This window comes from Acidovorax sp. Root70, assembly GCF_001428225.1.
In the GTDB taxonomy this organism is placed as follows: Bacteria; Pseudomonadota; Gammaproteobacteria; order Burkholderiales; family Burkholderiaceae_C; genus Acidovorax.
The window spans coordinates 234470-257087 of sequence record NZ_LMHQ01000023.1 but is presented as its reverse complement, the minus strand read 5'-3'; the positions used below and the strand labels follow the sequence as shown (position 1 = coordinate 257087).

The window sequence follows — 22618 nt, the reverse complement described above, 5'->3', positions numbered from 1 at the left end:
CGCCGCACACTGCGGCGGCACCTAGGGCGCGTCGATTCACCAACGCCAGCCATGTGCTGGCTTTTTTTGCGCCTCTCCTGGTGGGTCTGGCGGGCGTGGTGGCGGGGTGCACCCAACCGCCCCAGACCTTCTTTGCGGCTGCGGTCTCTGAATCGCTGGCCCAGGTGTATGGCACCGATCCGTCCAGCACCGGTGCTGGTGCAGCGCGAACCGCAGCGCCGGTGCCTGATGTCTTGTCGCCCTTCACATTCTGGCCTTTGCCGGGTGCGCAAGGGGCCACGCTGCAGGCCCTGCAGCGCAAAGAACGCACGCCGCCGCTGCGCTATCGGGTGATCGTGATTCCCGGCTCAGGTTGTGCCGGCATGGGTTCCATCGCTGACCGCTACTTTGCCGGGTTGCTGCATGCCCAGGTGCTGGTGCTGCACAAGCCCGGTGTAGACCCTCAAGCCCGCACAGAATCTGCAGACTGCGGGCCCGACTTTGTGCAGCAAGACCGGTTGTCGGCCTGGGTTGCGCACGCCCGCGCCGCGCTACAGGCTGATGCTCTGCAGCGCGAACGCGATGGTGCCCCTGCGCTGCCGCAACTGCTGGTGGGCATTTCGGAAGGTGCGGAGCTCTTGGTGGCCCTTGCGCCAGAGGTGCCGCGACTCGCGGGCCTGGTGGTGCTCGCATCCAGCGGCCTGGACCCACAGGAGGCGGGCGCGCTGCAGGCACAACGCCTGGGTGCCCAGGCTGATTGGGACGCGCTAGGTCGTTCCCTGAGGGCGCGCATGCCCGACAGCACCGTGCTGCAAGGCCGCAGCCTGGGCTACTGGAGTGACCTGTGGCACTGGCCGCTGGCCTTGCCGCTGGTGCAAAGCCCCTGGCCGCTGATGCAGGTGTGGGGCGGGGATGACGCACTGGTGCCGCAGGCAGCGTACGAGCGCTTTGCGGTGCTGGCATCCGCCCGCACCGAGCCCTACTGCGCGCGGCGTATCGACGGCGCCGACCATGGCCTGCAACGCCGCGATGCCAGCGAGGGCGCGGAGGACGGTGTGCAGCAGGTGTGGGCCTGGATGGAGCAGTGGGCGCGGGCCCCCACAGCAGGTCTGTGTGCGCCGCTGCTGGGCGCTCAGGGCGTACCCGCGCCTGCGCAGTGACGCCCGCCTCGGCCAGCCAGGCCACCGTGCCCTGAACGGACTCCGGACCGACCCTGTCGGCGGTCTCTCACGGCACGGTGTAGATCTGCCCAAACGTCCCGCGCTCCAGCATCTCGCTGGGTGATATGCCATAGCCCGCAAACACCTGCGTGCCGCGCAAGTCAGACACATCGGCTGCCGCCAGGATGGGCACCATTTGGCTGCCCAGCATGGCGCGGCTGGCTGCGGGCAGGTTGACATCCGCCACAGGCACCCAACCTCCGGGCGACAGCGCAAACAGTCCCGTGCCAGGTACCAGGGCAGCCACGTACAGGCCTCCGGCGCGCCCGGCGTCGGGGGCCGAAACCTGGATCGCCGCCCACAGGTTCAGCTGCTGCAGCGGACCCGATACGGAGGCTGAAAACACGGGGCTGGCGCCTGTGTACGGTACCCGCGCACTGTCGCTGTCAAAGCCGGGTTGGGCCATGACCGGACTGAGGTCCACCGCCTCGAAAGCCGTGTGCGGCACGGACTGGACCTGCGAGATGGTGGCATCGCTCCACAGGCGGCTGGGGTCGCCGGTGATGTACATGTCCGAACCACCATCGGCGATGTACATGCCGTAGGTTTTGAGCGCCCGCAGGATGGCCCGGGCTTGCACCGTGTAGGTCTCGGGAACGGGGTAGTCTGCCCGCAGCCGAAACAGCTGGCCCATGGGGGGCTTGGTGGCGGATGCGTCCCCGTTGCGTGTGAGATGCCGGGCGGGCCAGGCGTAGCTGGTGCGAATCTTGTGGCTCTGGATGGTGAAGCGAAGCGCATGGCGGATGTCGCCCGCGCTGGCTTCATCGGCCTTCAACAAGAGCGGCAGCATCGGAAACCCGGCTGCATCGGCCGAGGTCCAGCCTACGGGTCGCAGGGCGTTGGAGCGCAGGTCAAAGGCGGCGCTGCTGTAGATGTCCCAGCCGCCGTCGGGCCGTGTGTAGCTCAGGTAGCTTTCCCACAACATGCAGGTGTCGGTGTCCACGGCCAGGATGTGGTGGTCGTTGTAAACCGCCTTGTTCCCGCTGATGCCGCCCTCTACCAGCGGTTGGAGTGGAATTGGCAGCCGGGCTGGCTCGCGCAGACCGGTACAGGGCCGTGCCAGGCTGCTGTCGCTGCGTGCGCAGTCACTTTCGTCGGGCGCGCCGTCGCCGTCAAAGTGCACCGAGGGCCATGTAAAGCTGCGGCCTTGCACCACGTTGTACGGGATACCCCAGTACTCGGGGCTGCGCATGTCTTCGGTCTGGCCCAGGTCCAGGTGCAGACGCCGGGGGGTGCTGCTGATGGTTTGCAGGAACGCCGCCGACTGCGGGTGCACCGGCAAGGTGTCGATGGGCGTGTTGAAGAGATGGTCTGGCGGCAGTACCGGGCAGTTGCCGATGAGCGGTGGTCCGGCCATGGCCAGTGGCACCAGGGCGGCCGACAGGCAGGCAAGGGTTGCGCGTGCGAACTTCATGGGGTCTCCGGACGGGGGGAGGGCAACGGCCTCCCGACAGGTGGGTATAGCGCAAAGCCCCATGGGATGCCAGGGCCATCGCGTGACAGCCTGTTACTTGCTGGCTGCAGTTAGGGCCGCGGCCGGTACATCCTGAACAACTGCTCCGGCCCCACCGTGAAATAGTCCGCCGGGCCGCCGCCGCGCAGGATGTGCCCTGCGTTCGCGGTGTCGTACACACCGCCTTTCAGCAGGGCGGTGTCGATGTGCACGGCCACCACCTCGCCCAGCACCAGCCAGGTGTCCACCTGTGCTCCGTCCACCCCCTGCAGCTGCAGGATCTGCGTGCTGCGGCATTCAAAGGTGACCGGGCTTTCTGCCACGCGCGGCGGGCGCACGCGGGTGGAGGTTAGGGGGTTGAGGCCGGTCAGGTCGAACTCGCTGACCTCGGGCGGCACGGCGGCGCAGCTCTGGTTCATCACCTCGGCCAGGTCGCGTGTCGCCAGGTTCCACACGAACTCGCCAGTGGCCTGCACGTTGCGCACCGTGTCTTTGTAGCCAATGCTCGCAAAGCCCACGATGGGCGGCACGTAGTTGAACGCGTTGAAGAAGCTGTACGGCGCCAGGTTGGTGGCGCCTGTGGCGCTTTGCGTGGAGATCCAGCCGATGGGGCGCGGCCCCACGATGGCGTTGAACGGGTCGTGCGGCAGGCCGTGGCCCTGGCGGGGTTCGTAGCTGTGGAAGGTGCGTGGGGACTGTGGACTGGTCATGGGGCTCGGCAGGGTGGGGCGAACAAGCTGACACCTTAGCGGCGGACGCGGTACGCTGCAGTCATCGGGGTATCTGTATGCTCACTTTTTAATAGCTGCTTGGGCATATGTTTCTGGCGCACAGGGGCAATAGCAGGCAAATAGGGCTCATGGAGCGCCTGTATACCCTGGCTAAGGCCCTGTGCGGCGAGGCCATGCCGTAACGCCCGGCAGCCTCGGCTGCACGCACCGCACGGGGGTTACGGGACCACGGCCGCTGGCTGCTGCTGCCCCAGAAACCGCCCCGGCGGCTGCCCCACCGACTTGCGCACCATGGCGCTGAAGGCGCTCGCGCTGTAGCCCAGCTCGGCGGCGATCTGGCCCATGGGCATGCGCCCGGCGGCCAGCGACACGGCCTTGGCCAGGATGACCTGCTGGCGCCACTGGGTGAAGGTGCTGCCCAGTTCGGAGCGGAACAGGCGCGCCACGGTGCGGGGGCTGGCACCTGTGTCCTGCGCCCAGTCGGCCAGGGTGTCGTGGCGCGTGGGGTCGGCCAGCACGGCCTCGCACAGGTGGCGCAGGCGCTTGTCCTGCGGCAGGTCCACGCCCAGCTTCACGGCGGCGGCGCGGGCCAGTTCGTCGTGCACCAGGGCGCTCAAATGCTGCTCGCGCCGCAGGTCTGTGGGGCTGATCGCGGGGCCGCCGTCGGGCGCGGTGGGCATCTCGCGCACTAGGGCGCGCAGCAGGTCGGACACCTCCAGCACGCGGCACTGGCGCCAGGCGTCTTCCTGGTCGCGTGGCACGCCGGGGCCACAGCGGCTCCGGGGCTGGTGGAAGTACAGCGTGCGCAGGTCGGCGTCTTCGACCATGGTCACGGCATGTTCCACGCCGGGCGGAATCCACAGCGCGCGCGATGGCGGCACGATGTAGGTGCCGTGGTTCACCGTGAGGCGGATCACGCCCGTGGTCGAGATCGCCACCTGCGCCCACGGGTGGCTGTGGGGCATGACCTGCGTGTCGGCGGCCAGCCAGCGCAGCTTGGCGCGCACCGGCCGGGCGGCTGTGGGCACAAACAGCTCGGGCGTGAGCGAGTCCACGTACGACATGCCGCGCGGCTTGCCACCGGGCGCACGGGACACGGCCTGGGCCGCAAAGTGTTCCCCCCCCGGTTCGGCGGGCGCGGCGAGTTCAGTGGGCGGGTTTGGCATGTTTGCGATAGAAGTTGTCTGCCTATCGTAAACCTGCCGAGGCCATGCTGCCTAAGATCGAGACCATGACTGCTTCCACCTCCGGCGCTACCGCCACCACTGCCAACCCCGTCCCCTTGCGGCAGGACGCCCGCACCATCGGCCTCATCGGCCTGGCCCACGGCAGCTCGCACTTCTTTCACATGCTGCTGCCGCCGCTGTTTCCGTGGCTGATCGGGGAGTTCGGCTTCAGCTATTCCGAGCTGGGTCTGCTGGTGTCGGTGTTCTTCGTGATCTCGGGCGTGGGGCAGGCGCTGTCGGGCTTCCTGGTGGATCGCGTGGGCGCGCGGCCGGTGATGTTTTTTGCGCTGTCGAGTTTTGCGGCCGCGGGCCTGGCGGCGGGCACGGCGCAGGGCTACACGGGCCTGCTGCTGGCGGCGGCTTTGGCCGGGCTGGGCAATGCGCCGTTCCACCCGGTGGACTTCACGATTCTGAACAAACGCGTGTCGCCACAGCGCCTGGGGCATGGTTTTTCGGTGCACGGCATCAGCGGTAACCTGGGCTGGGCGACGGCGCCGGTGTTCATGGCGGGCATTGCCACGGCCACAGGCTCATGGCGCACGGCCTGCCTGTGCGGCGGCCTGCTGGCCCTCACGGTGCTGGCCATCATGGTCTGGAACCGCGATGCGATTGACGACCGTAAGGGCGCCTGGGCGCACCAGGCCAAGGGCGGCGCAGCGGCGGCCCAGCCCGAGCACCCCATGGCCTTCCTCAAGCTGCCCTCGGTGTGGCTGTGTTTCTCGTTCTTCTTCTGGAGCACCTGCGCACTGAGCGCCATCCAGAGCTTTGCCAGCCCGGCGCTGCAGTCCATGTACGGCCTGCCGCTGAGCGTGACGGCCATGGTGGTCACGGGTTACATGCTGTGCGGTGCGGCGGGCATGCTGGTGGGCGGCTTTTTGGTGGGCCGTGTGCAGCGGCTGGAGAAGATCATCTCCGTGTGCCTGCTGGGCTCGGCCGCGCTGCTGGTGGTGGTGGCCTCCGGGCTGCTGCCGGGCATGGTGGCGCTGGTGGTGGCCTCGGTGGCAGGGCTGGGCACAGGCCTGGCCGGCCCCTCGCGCGACATGCTGATCAAACGCGCCGCGCCCCCCGGTGCCACGGGCCGCGTGTATGGCACGGTGTATTCGGGCCTGGACCTGGGCTTTTGCCTGGCGGCCCCGGTGTTCGGCGCCATGCTGGACCACGGCATGACGGCGGGCATCTTCTACGGCTCGGCCCTGACTCTGGGCCTGAGCGTGGTGTCGGCGGCGCTGGTGGGGGTGGGCGTGGCCGCACGGGCGGCGCGGCCCGTGCCTGCGGCGGCCTGAAGGGCCCACGGCGCGGGGGGCTCTGTACGGCGCCCAGCACGCCGCGCGGGCCTGTGTTGCAATCGCGATCGGTGGCGCTGGGGCCCGGGTTGGCAGGGCCCAGAGCCGCGCGCTTTGTTTTCAACACACTTCCAGGACACCGCCCATGACGACCCCCATGTACAACGCCAGCATCCCCGTCTTTCGCCAGATGCTGGGCTCGCTTCAGGACATCCTGGCCAAGACCGAGGCCCATGCCACGGCCCGCAAGATCGAGCCGGACGCGCTGCTGCAGGCCCGCCTGTTCCCCGACATGTTCCCCATGGCCCGCCAAGTGCTGATCGCCTGCGACTTTGCCAAAGGCGTGGCCGCGCGCCTGGCCGGTGTGGAGGTGCCTTCGCTGCCCGACGCCGAGCGCCCCGGTTTTGCCGACCTGAACGAGCGCATCAGCACCGTGCTGACGTTCATCGAAGGTCTGCCTCAGGCCGCGTTTTCCGAGGCCGCCACGCGCCAGATCACCATCCAGCCCGGCACGCCGCGCGAAAAGCAGTTTGTGGGCGAACACTACCTGCTGCACTACGGCCTGCCCCAGTTCTTCTTCCACGTGAACGCGACCTACGCCATCGCCCGCCACAACGGCGTGGAACTGGGCAAGCGCGACTACATGGGCAAGATTTGATGCCGCCGGAGCGGCTTCGTGGTTGCTGAACCATCGTGGTTCGGCATCCATCCACCGGAACCGCTCACGCCCAAAGAGACCCACACCCTGCTCCGCAGGCATGGCCCGTCAGCGCTTTCTATCGCCTGCCCGACGCCGCCCGCTCGATGAGTGCCACCACGGCCTGCGGGTGGCTCACCAGCGACATGTGGCTGGACCGCACGGTGGCCACCGTGGCGCCGATGCCTTGCGCCATGGCGCGCTGTGCCCCGGGCGGCAAGGCCTGGTCGTTCTCCGTGACGAGGTACCAACTGGGCTTGTGACGCCAGGCTGCGGCACCCAGCTTGTCGCCAAATGCGCGGGCCGAGATCGGCTGCTGCACAGCCGCCAGCTGTGCGGCCCGGGCTGCTGGCACGTCGGCGGCCATGACATGCCGGTAGACCTCCGGATCGTCCAGCCAGACCAGCCCCTGCGCGTCGGGCGCGAGCCCGTCCATGGGGGCTTGCAGCCTGGCGAGCAGGTCGGCGACCGATTCACCTGCGTCGGGTACCAGTGCAGAGAGATACACCAGGCCGCGGACGTTGTCGGCCATGCCGGCTTCGGTAATGACGGCGCCAGCCCATGAGTGGCCGACGAGAAGGGTGTCGCCCGTCTGCCGAGCCAGCACGCGGCGTGTGGCCGCCACATCCTCCGCGAGCGAGGTCAGCGGGTTCTGCACCGCCGTGACGTGATAGCCCTTGCGCTGCAGACGCTCTATCACCGCCCCCCAGCTCGATCCGTCGGCAAAAGCGCCATGCACCAGCACGATGTTGCGCACGCCAGGCGCAGCGGGACCGGCCCCGGCGGCTGTCTGCGGCACCACACAACTGGTCGCCAGCATGACCAGCAGCGATGCAGGCCAGCGTTTGAGCCAGGATGCCCCCGGCACGGGTGATGCGCGCATCACGCCACCACCTTGGCCTCGGGGGCCCAGTCTGCCGGAAAAACCCCGGCGCGCAGGGCAGCGCCAAAGCCGAGCACAGCGTGCTCCACCAGGCGGTGCTGGGCAAAGGAATCCTGCGCAAGCATCTGGTCCAGTGCCTCGCGGTTCTCGCAGCGCGCCAGCACCAGGCCCCCTGTGCGGTCCTCCAGCGGACCCGCCACCAGGATGCGGCCAGCGCCAGTGTGTTCCACCAGCCAGTCGCGGTGGGTGTCCAGGTGCACGTGGACTTCTTCAACGGGGCGGATGTAGCGCAAGGTGACAAGGTAAAGCATGGGGTTCTCCTGTGGATCGAAAATGGCTGTAGCGGTGCTGCGTTCAGTGCGCTGGGGCGGAATCTGGCGACAGATCGGCCACGGCGGCGTAGGCCCCTCGCATGGACATCTCCCGCGCCTCGGGGCCGCGGGAGAGGTTCTCGGCCCGGACTACGTGCACGTCGGTGATGCCGATGAACGCCAGGACGGCGCGCAGGTAGCTTTCCTGGAAATCCAGGGGCGCCAGCGCGCCGCTCGAATACAGGCCGCCGCGGCTTGATGCAATGAACACCCGTTTGCCTGTGGCCAAGCCCACCGGACCCTGCCCGGTGTACTGGAACGTGCGACCCGGCTGCACCACACGGTCGATCCACGCCTTCAGCTGGCTGGCCACCGAGAAGTTGTACATCGGTGCGCCGATGACGAGGATGTCGCTGGCCAGCAGTTCGGCCACGAGCGTTTGCGAACGCGCGTGCTCGACGGCCGTGGCCGCCTGGGCGGGTGGCGTGATGGGCCGAAAGCTCGCAGCGATGGCGCCGTCCAGGTGTGGAATAGCTTCCGCGACGAGATCGCGGTAGTTCACGGTCGCTGTGGGGTGCTGACGCAGCAGCCCGGCCAAGATGGCCTGGCTGAGTGCGCGCGACGCTGAGCTGTCGGCGAGGATGCTGGAGTCGAGATGGAGAATCTGCATGGAATGCCTGGTTGGGAAGAGATTGTTGAAAAGCGGTGGCGCGGGGCCCGGAACGGCCGGCAGCGTGAGCGCGGTGTCCAGGCCCCAAGGATCCGCAAACGCGCCGCGCCTGTCCAAGACGGAATGTGAGACAGTTCAGACCTGAAAGGACTGAACCCGCCATGTTTGAACTGCGCCAGCTGCGTTACTTCATTGCCGTCGCCGAAACCGAAAACGTGGGCCGTGCGGCTGAGCTGCTGCACATCTCGCAGTCGCCGCTGAGCCGGCAGATTCAGCAGCTGGAAGCGCAGCTGGGTGTGCAGCTGTTCGAACGCAGCAAGAAGCGCCTCCACCTCACGCAGGAGGGACGCGACTTTCTGGCCGAGGCGCGTGTGCTGATGGCCAACGCCCAGCGCGTGGAGGCATTCGGACGCCGCCTCGGCGCCGGGGGGGCCGGGCATCTGGCGGTGGGCTACGTGGAAGGGGCGATGCAGGCCAACGTGCTGGGCCCTGCGCTGCGCAGGTTCCGGCGCGCGCACCCTGGGGTGGCGCTGTCTCTGCAGGGGCTGGGCTCGGGCGTGCAGTTCGAGCGCCTGCACCAGCACACGCTGGACCTCGGGTTGACCTACCGGGCCCCGCCCGAGGCATCCGGGCTGCACAGCGCCCAGGTGGTGGATGAACCCCTGGTTCTGGCCCTGCCTCCGGACGACCCGCTGCGCAAGGTGCGGCACCTGCAGCCCGCGCAGCTGCACGAGCGCCCCTGGATTGCCGTGGCCCGCCAGCCGGTGGATACCATCCGTCCCGCGCTGCTGGCGGGCTGCCAGCGCGCCGGGTTCACACCCGACATCGTGTACGAAACCTCAGACCCGCAGTCCGCGCTGCAACTGGTGGGGGCCGGCCTGGGACTGGCCGTAGTGCAGGCCAGCCTGGGTACCGCCCATGCACCACGGGACGTGCTCCTGCGCGAGCTGCCGTGGCTAGACTTGCGCGTGAGCGTGCATCTGGTGTGGCGCGCGGATGACCCCCGGCCCTGGGTAGCGCAGTTCCGCCACGCCGTGGCGAAGGCGGCTTCTTCTGCGTAGCCCCAGGAAAGAGGGCTTACACAGCGCACGCGGCGGCGCAGCGCGATATACATCTGCAATGTCTCTCAGTAGCATCTTCCCCGCGTGCTGCCGACAGAAGGTCCAGCATCGAAAAGATCGCCCCCTGGGCATCGTCTGCGGGTTGGCCCGAAGCCGGCATATCTCCGGCGCCCCTACGATGTGCCGGTACGCACTTTGCCTTTTCTTTTTTACTCGCCCGTACCATGCCTCACACCCTGCGATATCCCTCCGGCAGCCCGCTCCGCGCCCGCCTGGTTGCCCGGGGGCTTGCCTTGGCGCTGGCCCTGCCCTTATGTGTCAGCCTTTGGGGCTGCGCGGGTGCTGCGCCGCCTGCGCCGGTGCAAGGACCCGCAACGCCCGAGGCGGCGCCCCATGCCAGCACATGCCCCGCGGAGCTCGCGGACTTGGCGCGCTGCCTGGCGGGCCGGGACAGTGCTGGCGCCTACTACCTGATCGCCCTGCCGCAGCAGTGGAACGGCCACCTGGTGCTGCACGCCCACGGAGGCCCGGCACTCGGCGCGCCGAAGATGGAGCGGTCGGTGGAAGACCTGGAGCGCTGGGCCATCATGGTCCGCGCGGGGTACGCCTGGGCGGGCAGCACCTTCCGCCAGGGCGGTGTGGAGGTGCGTGCTGCGGCCGAGGACACCGAGCGTCTACGCCAGATCTTCGTGCGCCATGTGGCCCAGCCGCAGCGCACCATCCTGCACGGCCAGTCCTGGGGCGCCAGCGTGGCGGCCAAGGGGGCCGAGATGTTCCAGACCACGGCCGACGGCAAGCGCCCCTACGACGCCGTGCTGCTCACCAGCGGCGTGCTGGCGGGCGGCACACGCTCGTACGACTTCCGCACCGACCTGCGCGTGGTCTACCAGTACCTGTGCAACAACCACCCCCGGCCTAATGAGGCGCAGTACCCGCTGAACATCGGCCTGCCTGCCGATGCGGCGATGACGCAGGCGGACCTGGCCGCGCGCGTGAACGAATGCCTGGCGCTGAATAAGCCCGCTGCCGAGCGCACGCCCGAGCAGCAGCGCAAAATCAAAACCATCGTGGATGTGATCCGCATCCCAGTCAGCTCCATCCAGGGCCACATGAACTGGGCCACCTTCCACTTCCGCGACGTGGTGCAGCACCGTACGGGCGGCGCCAGTCCGTTTGGCAACCGGGGTGTGCAGTACCGGGGCTCGCCCGACGACGCCGCCCTCAACGCCGCCGTGCTGCGCTACCGTGCCGACCCCGCTGCCGTGGCCCGCTTTGCGCAGGACACGGACCTGACTGGCAGCATCCCCGTGCCCGTGCTCACCGTCAAGGGCGTAGATGACCCCACGGCCTTTGTCGAGCTGGACGCGGCCTTCCGGGCCACCATGGCACAAGGCGGCAGCGCGGACCGCCTGTTACAGACCTTCACCCAGCACAACACCCACAGCTACCTGAGCGACCCCACCTATCCCACGCTGATGACCGCGCTGCTGCGCTGGGTGGGCAAGGGCGACAAGCCCACGCCCGAGGGCATTGCGCGGCAGTGCGCTGGCATGGAGGCCGTGTTTGGCAAGGGCTGCGCCTTTCTGCCCGGCTATGCACCGGCTGCGCTGAACACCCGCGTGGCCGACCGCGAACGGCCGTAGGTTGTTTTCTGTGGCGGTTCCCGCTGCCCCATAAAAAAAGGCCCCGCAGAGCGGGGCCTTTTTTTGTGCTGCTGCGACGCAGGGCCGCAGCAGCGGGGGCCTGCATCAGACCGCCACGGCCTTGAGGGCTTCGTTCAGCGTCTTGCTGGGGCGCATCACGGCGTCCAGCTTGGCCACGTCGGGCAGGTAGTAGCCACCGATGTCGGCGGGCGCGCCCTGCACGGCGGCCAGCTCGGCCACGATGGTCTGCTCGTTGTCGGCCAGTTGCTTGGCCAGTGGAGCGAACAGTTTGGCCAGTTCGGCGTCGGCCGTCTGTGCGGCCAGCTCTTGCGCCCAGTACAGGGCCAGGTAGAACTGGCTGCCACGGTTGTCCAGCTGGCCGGTCTTGGGCGAGGGGTTCTTGTTGTTGTCCAGCAGCTTGCCCGTGGCGGCGTCCAGCGTCTGGGCCAGCACCTTGGCCTTGCCGTTGCCGGTCTTCAGTCCCAGGTCTTCCAGCGACACCGCCAGCGCGAGGAACTCACCCAGCGAGTCCCAGCGCAGGTGGTTTTCTTCCACCAGCTGCTGCACGTGCTTGGGGGCCGAGCCGCCCGCGCCGGTTTCGTACATGCCGCCACCGGCCATCAGGGGCACGATGGACAGCATCTTGGCCGAGGTGCCCAGTTCCATGATGGGGAACAGGTCGGTCAGGTAGTCACGCAGGATGTTGCCGGTGGCGCTGATGGTGTCCAGGCCGCGGATCACGCGCTCCAGCGTGTAGCGCATCGCACGCACCTGGCTCATGATCTGGATGTCCAGGCCGGTGGTGTTGTGCTCGTGCAGGTACATCTTGACCTTGGTGATCAGCTGCGCTTCGTGCGGACGGTACGAGTCGAGCCAGAACACCACGGGCATGCCGGAGTTGCGGGCGCGGTTCACGGCCAGCTTCACCCAGTCGCGGATCGCGGCGTCCTTGACCTGGCACATGCGCCAGATGTCGCCTTGCTCCACGTTCTGCGACAGCAGCACTTCGCCCGTGGCCAGGTCGGTGATGTTGGCCACGCCGTCTTCAGGGATTTCGAAGGTCTTGTCGTGCGAGCCGTACTCTTCGGCCTGCTGCGCCATCAGGCCCACGTTGGGCACCGTGCCCATGGTCTTGGGGTCGAACGCGCCGTGCCACTTGCAGAAGTTGATGATCTCCTGGTAGATGCGGGCGAAGGTCGATTCGGGCATCACGGCCTTCACGTCCTTCAGGCGGCCGTTGGCGTCCCACATCTTGCCGCCGTTGCGGATCATGGCGGGCATGGAGGCGTCCACGATGATGTCGTTGGGCGAGTGGAAGTTGGTGATGCCCTTGGCGGAATCGACCATGGCCAGCTCGGGGCGGTGCTCGTGGCAGGCGTGCAGGTCGCGCTTGATCTCGTCGCGCTGGCTTTGCGGCAGGGTTTCGATCTTGGTGTACAGGTCCACCATGCCGTTGTTCACGTTCACGCCCAGTTCTTCAAAGGTCTTGGCGTGTTTGGCGAACGCGTCCTTGTAGAAGATGCGCACGCAGTGGCCGAACACGATGGGGTGGGACACCTTCATCATCGTGGCCTTCACGTGCAGCGAGAACATCACGCCCGTCTTGCGCGCGTCTTCGATTTCCTTCTCGTAGAACTCCAGCAGCGCCTTCTTGCTCATGAACATGCTGTCGATCACTTCGCGGTCGAGCAGGCTGACCTTGGGCTTCAAGACGATGGCCTTGCCGCTCTTGGTGATCAGCTCCATCTTCACGTCACGGGCGCGGTCCAGTGTGATGGACTTTTCGCCGTGGTAGAAGTCGCCGGCGTGCATGTGCGACACATGCGAGCGCGAAGCCTGGCTCCACTCGGCCATGCTGTGCGGGTTCTTGCGCGCGTATTCCTTCACGGCCTTGGGCGCGCGGCGGTCGGAGTTGCCTTCGCGCAGCACGGGGTTCACGGCCGAGCCGGTGCACTTGCTGTAGCGGGCCTTGAGTTCCTTTTCCTTGTCGTCCTTGGGCTGGTCCGGGTAGTCGGGCAGCGCGTAGCCCTTGGTCTGCAGTTCGGCGATGGCCGCCTTGAGCTGCGAAACGGATGCGGAGATGTTGGGCAGCTTGATGATGTTGGCATCGGGCTGCAGCGTCTTCTTGCCCAGGTCGGCCAGGTTGTTGGGCACGCGCTGTTCTTCGGTCAGGTAGTCGGAGAACTCACCCAGGATGCGTGCTGCCACCGAGATGTCGCTCTCCAGCACGTTGATGCCTGCCGGTGCCGCAAACGTGCGAATGATGGGCAGGAAGGAAGCCGTGGCCAGACGGGGTGCCTCGTCGGTCAGGGTGTAGATGATGGAAGGTTGCTGGGTCGTCATGGCTTGTCTCACGAAACAGAGTAGGTAGATGCCCCCGGCTGCGTCGCAGCGGGGCCAAACGCGGATGCTCTCTGATTCTCCTTGCTCGGGGCTGTCACAGCCCGCTGTTTTTGCAATCGAATCTCACAATGCAAAATTATCATAAGCCCAGGGCACTTTTTTTCACCAAATAGGTGGTAATCACCCTGCGGCCCCCTGCAGTTTGATCGTCTTGGCGCCCGCGCGCCACCCCCTGCAGACCCTACGAAAAAGTCCCTGGAACAGCCACCACCCGGCCAGGCAGCACCGCAAACTGCGCCCAGTGCGCAGGCAGGGTGTCGGGCGCCGTGCCGGTGAAGGCCCCGAAGGCGGGCAGGACCAACTGCCCGTTGCCCCAGCCAAAGCAGGGCGTCCGCAGCGCATCGCGTGCCGGGCCGCGCAGCCGCAGCGTGGGGTGCAGGTGCCCGGCAATCACCGTGTGGCCCGCCACCGCCTGCGGGTGGTGGCAGGCCAGCACCGGCGCATCGGCACAGGGCTGCCAGGGCTCGTTGACCAGCGCCACCGCCAGCGCCGCCGGTGGGTCGCCTGCATGCAGGTCGTGGTTGCCGCGCACCAGGGTCATTGCCACATGCGCATGGCGCTGGCGCCAGGGCAGCAACTGCTGCCACAGCGCATCGGCCGCGCCGCTGCGCGCGTGCAGAAAGTCCCCCAAGAACACCAGGTGGTCGGCACCAGTGGCAGCCAGCACCGCATCCAGCCGCTCTAGGTTGTCGGCCGTGGTGCCATGGGGCACCGGCTGCCCCGCGCGGCGGAAGGTGGCCGCCTTGCCGAAATGCACATCCGCCACCATCACCATGCGCGCGGCGGGCCACCACAGCGCGCGTTGGGGCAGTAGCTGCAGGCCCGTGCCACAGTGCAGGGTGATGGCGTGCGCACCCATGGGGAGCGCAGGGACGGCCTGCGTCTCGGGGGCGGATGTGTGAAAGGGAAGCGTGGTCATCGTGCTCAGAATCCGTGGCGTCTGCGGGCGCGGCGGGGGGCGTCCCCAGCCGCAGCCTGGCGCGCGCGTGGTGTGCGGGGCCCAGAGCTGTCGGGCAGGTCCCACGCCATGTCCGTGGATGGCGCGGAGTGCTGTGCAAGGTGCGTGCCCGTGGTGGCGTCGGCCGCCTGCTCCAGCGCCTGCACCATGCGCGCCAGGCGGTCGGCCAGGGTCTCGGTGCTCAGGCGTTCGCGAAAGCGCTCCACCATCAGCGGCAGGGCGAATGGGGTGGGGCGTTCCAGCGCGTGGATAGACAGGGTCTGCGCCTGCATGCCGCGCAGTGTGTGCGCCAGGCGCTCCATGTCCAGCTCGTTCGTCAGCAGCTCGGCACGGGCCTGCGCCAGCAGCAGGTTGCCGGGGTCGTACTGCGCAAACACGTCGTAGTAGAGCGACGAAGAGGCCTGCAGCTGGCGGCTGCTGCGCTGCTCGCCCGGGTGGCTTTGAAAGATGAGCCCCGCAATGCGCGCGATCTCGCGGAAGCGCCTGCGCGCCATCTCGGTGGCGTTCAGGCTGGCCAGCACTTCGTCTTCGAGCCCGCTACCGATGGTGGTGTGCGTGCCTTCGCCAATTAGCTGCGGCAGCAGCGTGGCCCAGTCCACCGGCTTGGCCGACAGCAGCTCCAGCCCGTAGTCGTTGACCGCAATGGAGAAGGTGTTGGGCACCTGCTGCGACGCGCGCCAGCCCAGCAGCCCGGCCAGCCCCAGGTGCACCAGGCGCCCCGCCAGCGGGTACAGGTACAGGTGCCAGCCCTCGCGGGTGTGCAGCGTCTCGGCCACCAGGCGGCCGGGTGTGGGCAGGGCCGACCAGGCCTGCTGCAGCTCCAGCAGCGGCTGGGCGCAGCGCATCTCGGGCGTGGTGAATTCGCCGCGCTCGGCCTGCGCCAGCTGCTCCAGCATCGCATCGGCCAGCGTGTTCGACAGCGGCATGCGCCCCCCGCTCCAGCGCGGCAGGGCGGCGCTGCCCTTGGGGGCGATGCGCACATAGGCCGTCATCTGCTGGGTGCGCACCAGCTCCAGCAGGCGGCCTGCAAACATAAACACATCGCCCTTGCGCAGCCGCGCGATAAAGCTCTCTTCCACCGACCCCAGGCGCCCGCCGCTCACAAACTGCACCTGCATGGCGGCGTCGCTCACGATGGTGCCGATGTTGCTGCGGTGGCGGCGCGCCAGGCGCGCATCGGGCACGCGCCACACACCCTCGTCGTCCGGCACCACGCGGTGAAAGTCCGGGTAGGTGGCCAGCGATGCGCCACCCTGGCGCACGAATTGCAGCGCCCATTGCCAGTCGTTGTCAGTCAAGGCAGCGTAGGCCGGTGCGCGGCGCACTTCGGCCAGCAGCACATCAGGCACAAAGCCGCCGCCCAGCCCCACGGTAACCAGGTGCTGTACCAGCACATCCAGCGGCGCACGTGGCGTGTGCCGGTCTTCCATACGGCCCTGTGCCAGCGCGTGGCGCGCGGCGGCGGCCTCCACCAGCTCCAGGCTGTGCGTGGGCACCAGTGTGATGCTGGAGCTGCGCCCCGGCGCATGGCCCGAGCGGCCCGCGCGCTGCACCAGCCGCGCCACGCCCTTGGCCGAGCCGATCTGCAGGACCTGCTCCACGGGCAAAAAGTCCACGCCCAGGTCCAGGCTGGACGTACACACCACGGCCTTGAGCTGCCCGGCCTTGAGGCCTTGTTCCACCCAGTCGCGCACCTCATGCCCCAGCGACCCATGGTGCAGCGCAAGGGTGCCCGCCCAGTCGGGCCGCGCCTCCAGCAGCGCCTGGTACCAGCGCTCGGCCTGCGACCGGGTGTTGGTGAACACCAAGGTGGACGCCGCCGCTTCGATCGACTGCACCACCTGCGGCAACAGGCTCAGCCCCATGTGGCCCGCCCATGCAAAGCGGTCGGCCCGCGCGGGCAGCATCACCTGCACCTCCAGACGCTTGTCGATGCGGCCCTGCACCAGCACGGCGGGCGGTGGCTGCGGCGCGCCGGGTGCACTGGGCATAGGTTGGGGCAGCAAGGTGTGCAGGGCCTCGTCCAGGTTCCCCAGCGTGGCCGACATGCCCCACACCTGCAGCGCCGGGTTCCACCCCGACAGGCGCGCCAACGCCAGCTGCACCTGCACGCCGCGCTTGTTGCCCACCAGCTCGTGCCACTCATCCACCACCACCAGGCGCACGCTGGCCAAGCGCTCACGCGCATCGGCGCGGGCCAGCAGCAGCGAGACGCTTTCGGGCGTGGTCACCAGCAGCGTGGGCAGGCGGCGGTCTTGCGCAGCGCGTTCTCCGCTGGCGGTGTCGCCCGTGCGCAGCCCGCTGGTCCATGTGGGGGCCAGGTCGGGCAGTGGGGCCTGCAGGGCGCGCAGCGAATCGGCAGCCAAGGCGCGCATGGGCGTGATCCACAGCACGGTGAGGGGCGGTGCCGCAACGCGGCGCGTGCGCAGGGCGGTGCGGGCGTTGGGTGCTTCTGCAGGCGCAGGTGCAGCATCGGCCTGCGCCAAGTGCTGCAGCGCGCCCAGCCACACTGCATAGGTCTTGCCCGCGCCCGTGGTGGCATGCAGCAGACCCGAGCGACCCTCGCCCATCGCGCGCCACACGTCTTGCTGGAAGCCAAACGGCTGCCAGCCCCGCGCCGCCATCCAGGCGGCTGCGGCACTCAGTGCCATCGGGGGCAGGGGCTTGCGCGGGCGGTGGGTGGTGCTCATGCCGCAACGTCCTGCCCGGGTAGCAGTGCCATCAGCGTTTGCAAGGTATCCGCTTCCGCAACGGGTTTGTCTTGCCGCCAGCGCAGCATGCGCGGAAAGCGCACGGCAATGCCGCTCTTGTGGCGCGGGCTCTTTGCGATGCCTTCAAAGCCCAGCTCAAACACCAGCGTTGCGTCCACGCTGCGCACCGGCCCAAAGCTCTCGCGCGTGGTCTTGCGGATGATGGCGTCCACCTGTGCAATCTCGGCATCGGTCAGGCCCGAATAGGCCTTGGCAAACGGCACGAGCTGGCGCTCCGGGTCGTCCTGCGGCCCGGTCCACACGGCAAAGGTGTAGTCGGTGTACAGGCTTGCGCGGCGGCCGTGGCCGCGCTGGGCGTAGATGAGCACCGCGTCCACGCTCATCGGGTCGATCTTCCACTTCCACCACACGCCCACATCCTTGGTGCGGCCCACGCCGTACTGCGCGCTGCGGTGCTTGAGCATGAAACCCTCGGTGCCCATGCTGCGCGCGGCCTCGCGCTGGCGTGCGAGGTCTTGCCAGTCGGTGCCATGCAGCAGTGCGCTCAGGCGCAGGGCCTTATGGGGTGGGGGGGCGATGGCGGTGTCATCAGGCGGCTGCAGCGTGGTCTCCAGCAGCGCGCGGCGGGCTTGTTGCGGCTCTTGGCGCAGGTCTTGCCCGGCGTGTTCGAGCAGGTCGTAGGCCACCAGCACCACGGGCAGCTCGCGCAGCAGCTTGGGGGTCAGGCTCTTGCGGCCCAGGCGCTTTTGCAGGTCGGCAAAGGGGCGGGGCTGGGGCTCATCGGGCAGCCAGACCAGGATCTCGCCATCGACCACCGTGCCATCGGGCAGGGCCGCCAGGGCGGCCTCGGCCAGTTCGGGAAAGCGGTCGGTCACCAGTTCCTCGCCGCGCGACCAGACCCAGACTGCGCCTGCGCGCCGCACGATCTGCGCGCGGATGCCGTCCCACTTCCATTCCACCAGCCAGTCGCCGGGCGTGCCCAGCAGTGCGGGCATGTCGGCCACAGGCTGGTTGAACGGGTGGGCCAGAAAGAAGGGGTAGGGCTGGCCTGCATCGGCGGCATCCTGCGTATTGGCATCGTCGTCCACCGGCGCGATCAGTGCCTGGTAGTCGCTGGCCTGCGGCTGCCTGCCGATCTGCGTGTAGCCCATCAGCCGATGGGCGATGCGCTTGGGGTCCAGCGCACTCACCGTGGCCAGCGCCTGCGTCACCTGCAGGCGCGACACCCCCACGCGGAAGTTGCCGGTGATGAGCTTGAAGTACACAAAGCGCTGCTCAGATGCCAGCATGTCCCATTGCGTGCGCAGACGGGTATCGACCTCATCGGGCGGCAGGGTGCGCAGGGGCAGCAGCTGGGCCATCCATTCGGCCAGTGTCAGTTCGGTGGGCTGGGTGGGCAGCGGCAGCAGCAGCGCCAGCGTTTCGGCCAGGTCGCCCACGGCCTGGTAGCTTTCCTCGAACAGCCACTCGGGCAGGCCCGCAGCCTCTTGAGCCAGCACCTTGAGGCGCTTGGTGGGCACTATCTGGCGGGGTTTGCCGCCTGCGAGAAAGTACGTGGCCCAGGCTGCATCGGCGGGCGGTGCCACGCGCAGGTAAGCCACCAGTGCCGCGAGTTTGGCCGACTGTGCGGTGGTGGCGTCGAGCGCCTGGAACAGCTGGGCAAAGGCCTTCATGCGGCTGCCTCGGGTGTAGGTGTGCTGCCTGGCACCTCAGGCGCCGCCCCTGCATCGTCCTCGTTGTCATCGGCGCCGTATTCGGTGGCGAACACCTGGGCGTCCAGCCCTTGCTCGCACAGCCAGCGCACCATCACGGCCGTGCTGCCATGCGTCACGATGATGCGCTCCGCGCCCGTGGCGCCAATGGCTTTCTGCAGGCTCGGCCAGTCGGCGTGGTCGCTCATCACAAAGCCCCGGTCTACGCCCCGGCGTCGGCGTGCGCCGCGCACCAGCATCCAGCCGCTGGCAAACGCGTCGGAGTGTTCGCCAAACCGGCTGAGCCACGGTGTGCCCGCTGCCGAGGGCGGGGCCAGCACCAGTGCGCGTTTCAGGTCCGCCTTGGTCAGGCCTGGGTCCGTCACACGCAGCGTAGGTGGTAGGTCTACACCGGCCGCGCGATACACGGCATTGAGCGGCTCCACCGCGCCATGCACCACGATGGGCCCGATGCTGGCATCCACGCCATGCAGCAGCCGCTGCGCCTTGCCGAAGGCATACGCATACAGCACGCTGGCCTTGCCCGCCGCAGCGTTGGCCGTCCACCAGGCATTGATGTCGGCAAACAGCACGGGCTGCGAGGGCCAGCGGTAGATGGGCAGGCCAAAGGTGGATTCGGTGATGAAGGTGTGGCAGCGCATCGGCTCGAACGGTGGGCAGGTGCCATCGTCTTCGAGCTTGTAGTCGCCCGAGGCCACCCATACTTGGCCGCCGTGTTCGACGCGCACCTGGGCCGAGCCCAGCACATGGCCCGCTGGGTGCAGCGAAACGCGCACGCCATGGTGGTCGATGACCTTGCCGTAGGCCAGTGTCTGTAGTGCGATGTCTGCCCCCAGCCGGTTGCGCAGCGTGCCCGCGCTGTCCTCGTGTGCCAGGTAGTGGGCCGAGCCCATGCGTGCGTGGTCTGAATGGGCGTGTGTGATCACGGCCCGCTCCACCGGCCGCCAGGGGTCGATGTAGAAGTCGCCATGCGGGCAGTACAGGCCTTCGGGGCGGTGGACGATCAAGTCATTGCGGAGCATGCGTGTGGCATCGTAGGCGGCAAGGCAAAGTCGGTGGGGCCGCCCGGGTTTGCGCGGCGGGGTGTTGCAGGCCTTTTGGGCATTCAATCTGCTGCATGCGCCGGTGTTATATGCCTTGTTCGCTATCAATAATGAAGCGTTTGGTCTGCGGGGTCGTCCCGCTGCCGGAGCATGCCCTCCATCATCCCGTTGTGGATTGGGCCGTCTGCAGGACTGCGCCGCGTTCTGCGTACCGGCGCCTGTCTTTACTGCAAAACACCACGCCCGTAGGATGGCGTCGCCTGCGGCGCTGGCCCGCAGCCGGGGATTCATCCATGCGCTTGTATCCGTCGTATCGGTCGCTTTGTGCCCTGCTGGGCGGCTCGGCCATGGCCCTGTGCGCTGCAGGGGGAGCCGCCCAGGCTTCTGCCGACGGCCCCCCGCGCACCAACGCCTTCAACGACCCTTTCGTCCAAGTCACCAGCGCCATCCCGCAATGCCCCGTGCCTGAGGGCCCGCTGTACACCGAGGCCGAGGTGCGCGAGCTGGCGCATGTGCGTTCCCAACATGGCGGCAGTTGTCACCGCGTGGGGCGCTGTCGCCTGCCCAACTCCTACCTGTACGACGCCGAGATCATCCCGCGCGTGCAGCGCTACATCCAGCAGGACGGCCGCTTTGACGACACCAGCGTGTGGGTGCTGGGCGAGCGGCGGCTGGTGACGCTCAAGGGTTGCGTGCAGTCGCAGGCGCAGTCCGACGCGCTGGAGAAAGCCGTGTGGCTGGTGGACGATGTGATGGGGGTGATCAACCTGCTGCAGGTGGGGACGGATGCGGCGGCGGCGCGGTACCCGCTGGCTGCGCCGAAAAAGCCGTGACATGCACGGCCAGTTGGCGGCGCGTATCCCAGGCGCAGTGATTGCGCAACGGTCCTAGCGCCAGCGATGAATCACTGGCACCACACCGCTTGCTAAGCGCTTGGGCTGGCGCGCGTCCTGCTGCATATTGCAGGTTCGTCACGCTTCATTGATGAGGGAGTTTCCATGCCATTCAAGTTCTCATTGCCGGCGGTAGCCACCCTGGCCCTGGCAGTTGTTGCCTCCCCCGCCGTATTGGCCAAACCCTTCAAGTGGTCCGGCTCCAGCGACATCCAGACCATGGACATCCATTCGCAGAACAGCGCCCTGGGCAACGGCATCCATGCGGCGGTGTATGAGTCGCTGGTGATGTTCAACAGCCGCACGCTCAGGGTGGAGCCGCTGCTGGCCACGTCGTGGCAGCCAGTCAGCCCCATGCAGATGCGCTTCAAGCTGCGCCAGGGTGTGAAGTTCAGCGACGGATCGCCCATGACGGCGGACGATGTGGTCTATTCGCTGCAGCGCGCGATGAGCAAGACCTCCACCTATGCCATCTACACCCAGGGCATGGACCGCATTGCCAAGGTGGATGGCGAGACCATCGACATCTTTCTGAAGAACCCCAACCCGGTGCTGCTCAACCAGCTGACCGAGCTGCGCGTGATGAGCAAAGCCTGGGCCGAGAAGAACAACGCGGTGGAGCCTAAGGACATCAAGGCGAAGGACGAAACCTATTCGCACCGCAATGCCATGGGCACCGGCCCGTTCGTGCTCAAGGAATGGGTGCCCGACCAGAAGATCGTGTTCGCTGCCAACCCGGGCTGGTGGAACGCGGGCAAGGCGGAAGGCAACGTGACCGAGATCACCTACCTGCCCATCAAGTCCGAGGCCACGCGCATTGCCGCGTTGCTGTCCGGCGAGGTGGACATGGTGCGCGACACCAGCATCCAGGACCTGGGCCGCATCAAGGCCAACCCGAACCTCAAGGTCATGGAGATGGTGGAGAACCGCACCGTGTACCTGGCCATGGACCAGTTCCGCGACGAGCTGCCCGGCGGCAACATCAAGGGCAAGAACCCGCTGAAGGACCTGCGCGTGCGCAAGGCGCTGTACCAGGCCATCGATGGCGCGACCCTGCAGCGCGTGACCATGCGCGGCATGTCCAAACCCACCGGCGCCATGGTGTCGCCCCTGGTCAACGGGTGGACCGACGCGGTGGACAAGCGTCTGCCCTACGACCCCAATGCCGCCAAAGAGCTGCTGGCACAGGCCGGCTACAGCGATGGCTTTGAGGTGGACTTTGCCTGCAGCAACAACGCCATCGTGCAGGACGAGCAACTGTGCCAGGCGATCACCGCCATGTGGTCGCGCATCGGCGTGAAGGCCAAGCTGCGCACCATGCCCGCCGTGAGCTACTACCCCATGGCCCAGCGGCACGAGGCCAGCATCGCGCTGCTGAGCTGGGGCGTGCCCACGTTCGATGCGCTGTACACACTGCAGTCGCTCACCCGCACCAAGACCACGGGCGGCGACGGCAACTACAACCTGGGCCGCTACAGCAATGAGCGCATGGACTACATCGTGGACCGCGTGAAGACCGAGACCGACCTGCCCGTGCGCAACCGCCTGCTGACCGAAGGCCTGCAGCTGCAGAACGACACCGTGGCCCACATCCCGCTGCACAACCAGATGCTGGCCTGGGCCATGAAGAAAAACGTGGAGCTGGTGCAGCGGCCGGACAACCGCATTGACTGGCGGTTGATCAAGGTGAACTGAGTCGCTTCCTGAGGTGCTGGCCTGCGCCCTGCCTACGGCGCAAGTC

The 22618-nt window shown here is 67.8% G+C and carries 18 protein-coding genes; 7 read left to right on the top strand and 11 right to left on the bottom strand.

What is annotated here, in order from left to right; translation table 11 throughout:
- Positions 1-53: 53 nt before the first annotated feature.
- Complete coding sequence (locus tag ASD94_RS12820) at positions 54-1139, top strand: alpha/beta hydrolase (protein WP_156391418.1); 1086 nt, start codon at positions 54-56, stop codon at positions 1137-1139.
- 67 nt (positions 1140-1206) lie between these two features.
- Here ASD94_RS12820 and ASD94_RS12815 read toward each other — a convergent pair whose 3' ends face one another.
- The 3 genes from ASD94_RS12815 to ASD94_RS12805 form a co-directional block, all read right to left on the bottom strand.
- A complete protein-coding gene (locus ASD94_RS12815) occupies positions 1207-2613 on the bottom strand; it encodes a hypothetical protein (RefSeq protein ID WP_056643500.1) in 1407 nt (468 codons plus the stop codon).
- Between the two features lie 110 nt (positions 2614-2723).
- Positions 2724-3362, bottom strand: a complete 639-nt coding sequence (locus ASD94_RS12810) for a flavin reductase family protein (protein WP_056643499.1) — start codon at positions 3360-3362, stop codon at positions 2724-2726.
- A gap of 239 nt (positions 3363-3601) precedes the next feature.
- On the bottom strand, positions 3602-4549 hold the full coding sequence (locus ASD94_RS12805) for a helix-turn-helix domain-containing protein (protein WP_056643498.1): 948 nt from the start codon (positions 4547-4549) through the stop codon (positions 3602-3604).
- 65 nt (positions 4550-4614) lie between these two features.
- On the opposite strand from ASD94_RS12805, the gene ASD94_RS12800 reads away from it, so the two are divergent.
- Together ASD94_RS12800 and ASD94_RS12795 are read left to right on the top strand one after the other, a co-directional pair.
- On the top strand, positions 4615-5892 hold the full coding sequence (locus tag ASD94_RS12800; RefSeq protein ID WP_056643645.1) for an MFS transporter: 1278 nt from the start codon (positions 4615-4617) through the stop codon (positions 5890-5892).
- A 145-nt stretch (positions 5893-6037) separates the two neighbouring features.
- Positions 6038-6550 carry a DUF1993 family protein gene (locus ASD94_RS12795; protein ID WP_056643496.1) on the top strand — a complete coding sequence of 171 codons (513 nt, stop codon included), beginning with the start codon at positions 6038-6040 and terminating at the stop codon, positions 6548-6550.
- Between the two features lie 118 nt (positions 6551-6668).
- On the opposite strand, the gene ASD94_RS12790 is transcribed toward ASD94_RS12795, so the two are convergent.
- The 3 genes from ASD94_RS12790 to ASD94_RS12780 all read right to left on the bottom strand — a co-directional run bounded on the left by ASD94_RS12790 (position 6669) and on the right by ASD94_RS12780 (position 8453).
- On the bottom strand, positions 6669-7409 hold the full coding sequence (locus ASD94_RS12790) for an alpha/beta fold hydrolase (RefSeq protein ID WP_156391426.1): 741 nt from the start codon (positions 7407-7409) through the stop codon (positions 6669-6671).
- Between the two features lie 62 nt (positions 7410-7471).
- Positions 7472-7783, bottom strand: coding sequence for a YciI family protein (locus ASD94_RS12785; RefSeq protein ID WP_056643494.1), 312 nt, complete (start codon positions 7781-7783; stop codon positions 7472-7474).
- Positions 7784-7826: 43 nt separating this feature from the next.
- A complete protein-coding gene (locus ASD94_RS12780) occupies positions 7827-8453 on the bottom strand; it encodes an FMN-dependent NADH-azoreductase (protein WP_056643493.1) in 627 nt (208 codons plus the stop codon).
- 161 nt (positions 8454-8614) lie between these two features.
- Between ASD94_RS12780 and ASD94_RS12775 the strand changes: the two genes are divergently transcribed.
- Entirely contained in the window at positions 8615-9514 is a 900-nt protein-coding gene (locus tag ASD94_RS12775; RefSeq protein ID WP_056643492.1) for a LysR substrate-binding domain-containing protein, read from the top strand.
- A gap of 224 nt (positions 9515-9738) precedes the next feature.
- Positions 9739-11157, top strand: coding sequence for a hypothetical protein (locus tag ASD94_RS12770; RefSeq protein WP_056643490.1), 1419 nt, complete (start codon positions 9739-9741; stop codon positions 11155-11157).
- 105 nt (positions 11158-11262) lie between these two features.
- On the opposite strand, the gene ASD94_RS12765 is transcribed toward ASD94_RS12770, so the two are convergent.
- The 5 genes from ASD94_RS12765 to ASD94_RS12745 all read right to left on the bottom strand — a co-directional run bounded on the left by ASD94_RS12765 (position 11263) and on the right by ASD94_RS12745 (position 19963).
- Complete coding sequence (locus ASD94_RS12765; protein WP_056643486.1) at positions 11263-13500, bottom strand: NADP-dependent isocitrate dehydrogenase; 2238 nt, start codon at positions 13498-13500, stop codon at positions 11263-11265.
- A 241-nt stretch (positions 13501-13741) separates the two neighbouring features.
- Positions 13742-14479, bottom strand: a complete 738-nt coding sequence (gene pdeM / locus ASD94_RS12760; protein ID WP_156391417.1) for a ligase-associated DNA damage response endonuclease PdeM — start codon at positions 14477-14479, stop codon at positions 13742-13744.
- A 5-nt stretch (positions 14480-14484) separates the two neighbouring features.
- Positions 14485-17208: a ligase-associated DNA damage response DEXH box helicase gene (locus tag ASD94_RS12755; RefSeq protein ID WP_056643484.1), complete on the bottom strand. Its 2724-nt coding sequence runs from the start codon at positions 17206-17208 to the stop codon at positions 14485-14487.
- The gene (locus ASD94_RS12750; RefSeq protein WP_056643482.1) at positions 17205-18902 is read right to left on the bottom strand and encodes an ATP-dependent DNA ligase; all 1698 of its coding nucleotides are present in this window, start codon (positions 18900-18902) and stop codon (positions 17205-17207) included. Before ASD94_RS12750 ends, ASD94_RS12755 begins: the two co-directional genes overlap by 4 nt.
- Entirely contained in the window at positions 18899-19963 is a 1065-nt protein-coding gene (locus ASD94_RS12745; protein WP_056643480.1) for a ligase-associated DNA damage response exonuclease, read from the bottom strand. Before ASD94_RS12745 ends, ASD94_RS12750 begins: the two co-directional genes overlap by 4 nt.
- Positions 19964-20331: 368 nt before the next feature.
- Here ASD94_RS12745 and ASD94_RS12740 point away from each other — a divergent pair, with 368 nt between their 5' ends.
- Entirely contained in the window at positions 20332-20817 is a 486-nt protein-coding gene (locus ASD94_RS12740) for a BON domain-containing protein (protein ID WP_056643642.1), read from the top strand.
- A 165-nt stretch (positions 20818-20982) separates the two neighbouring features.
- The gene (locus tag ASD94_RS12735; RefSeq protein ID WP_056643478.1) at positions 20983-22572 is read left to right on the top strand and encodes an ABC transporter substrate-binding protein; all 1590 of its coding nucleotides are present in this window, start codon (positions 20983-20985) and stop codon (positions 22570-22572) included.
- Positions 22573-22618 lie beyond the last annotated feature (46 nt).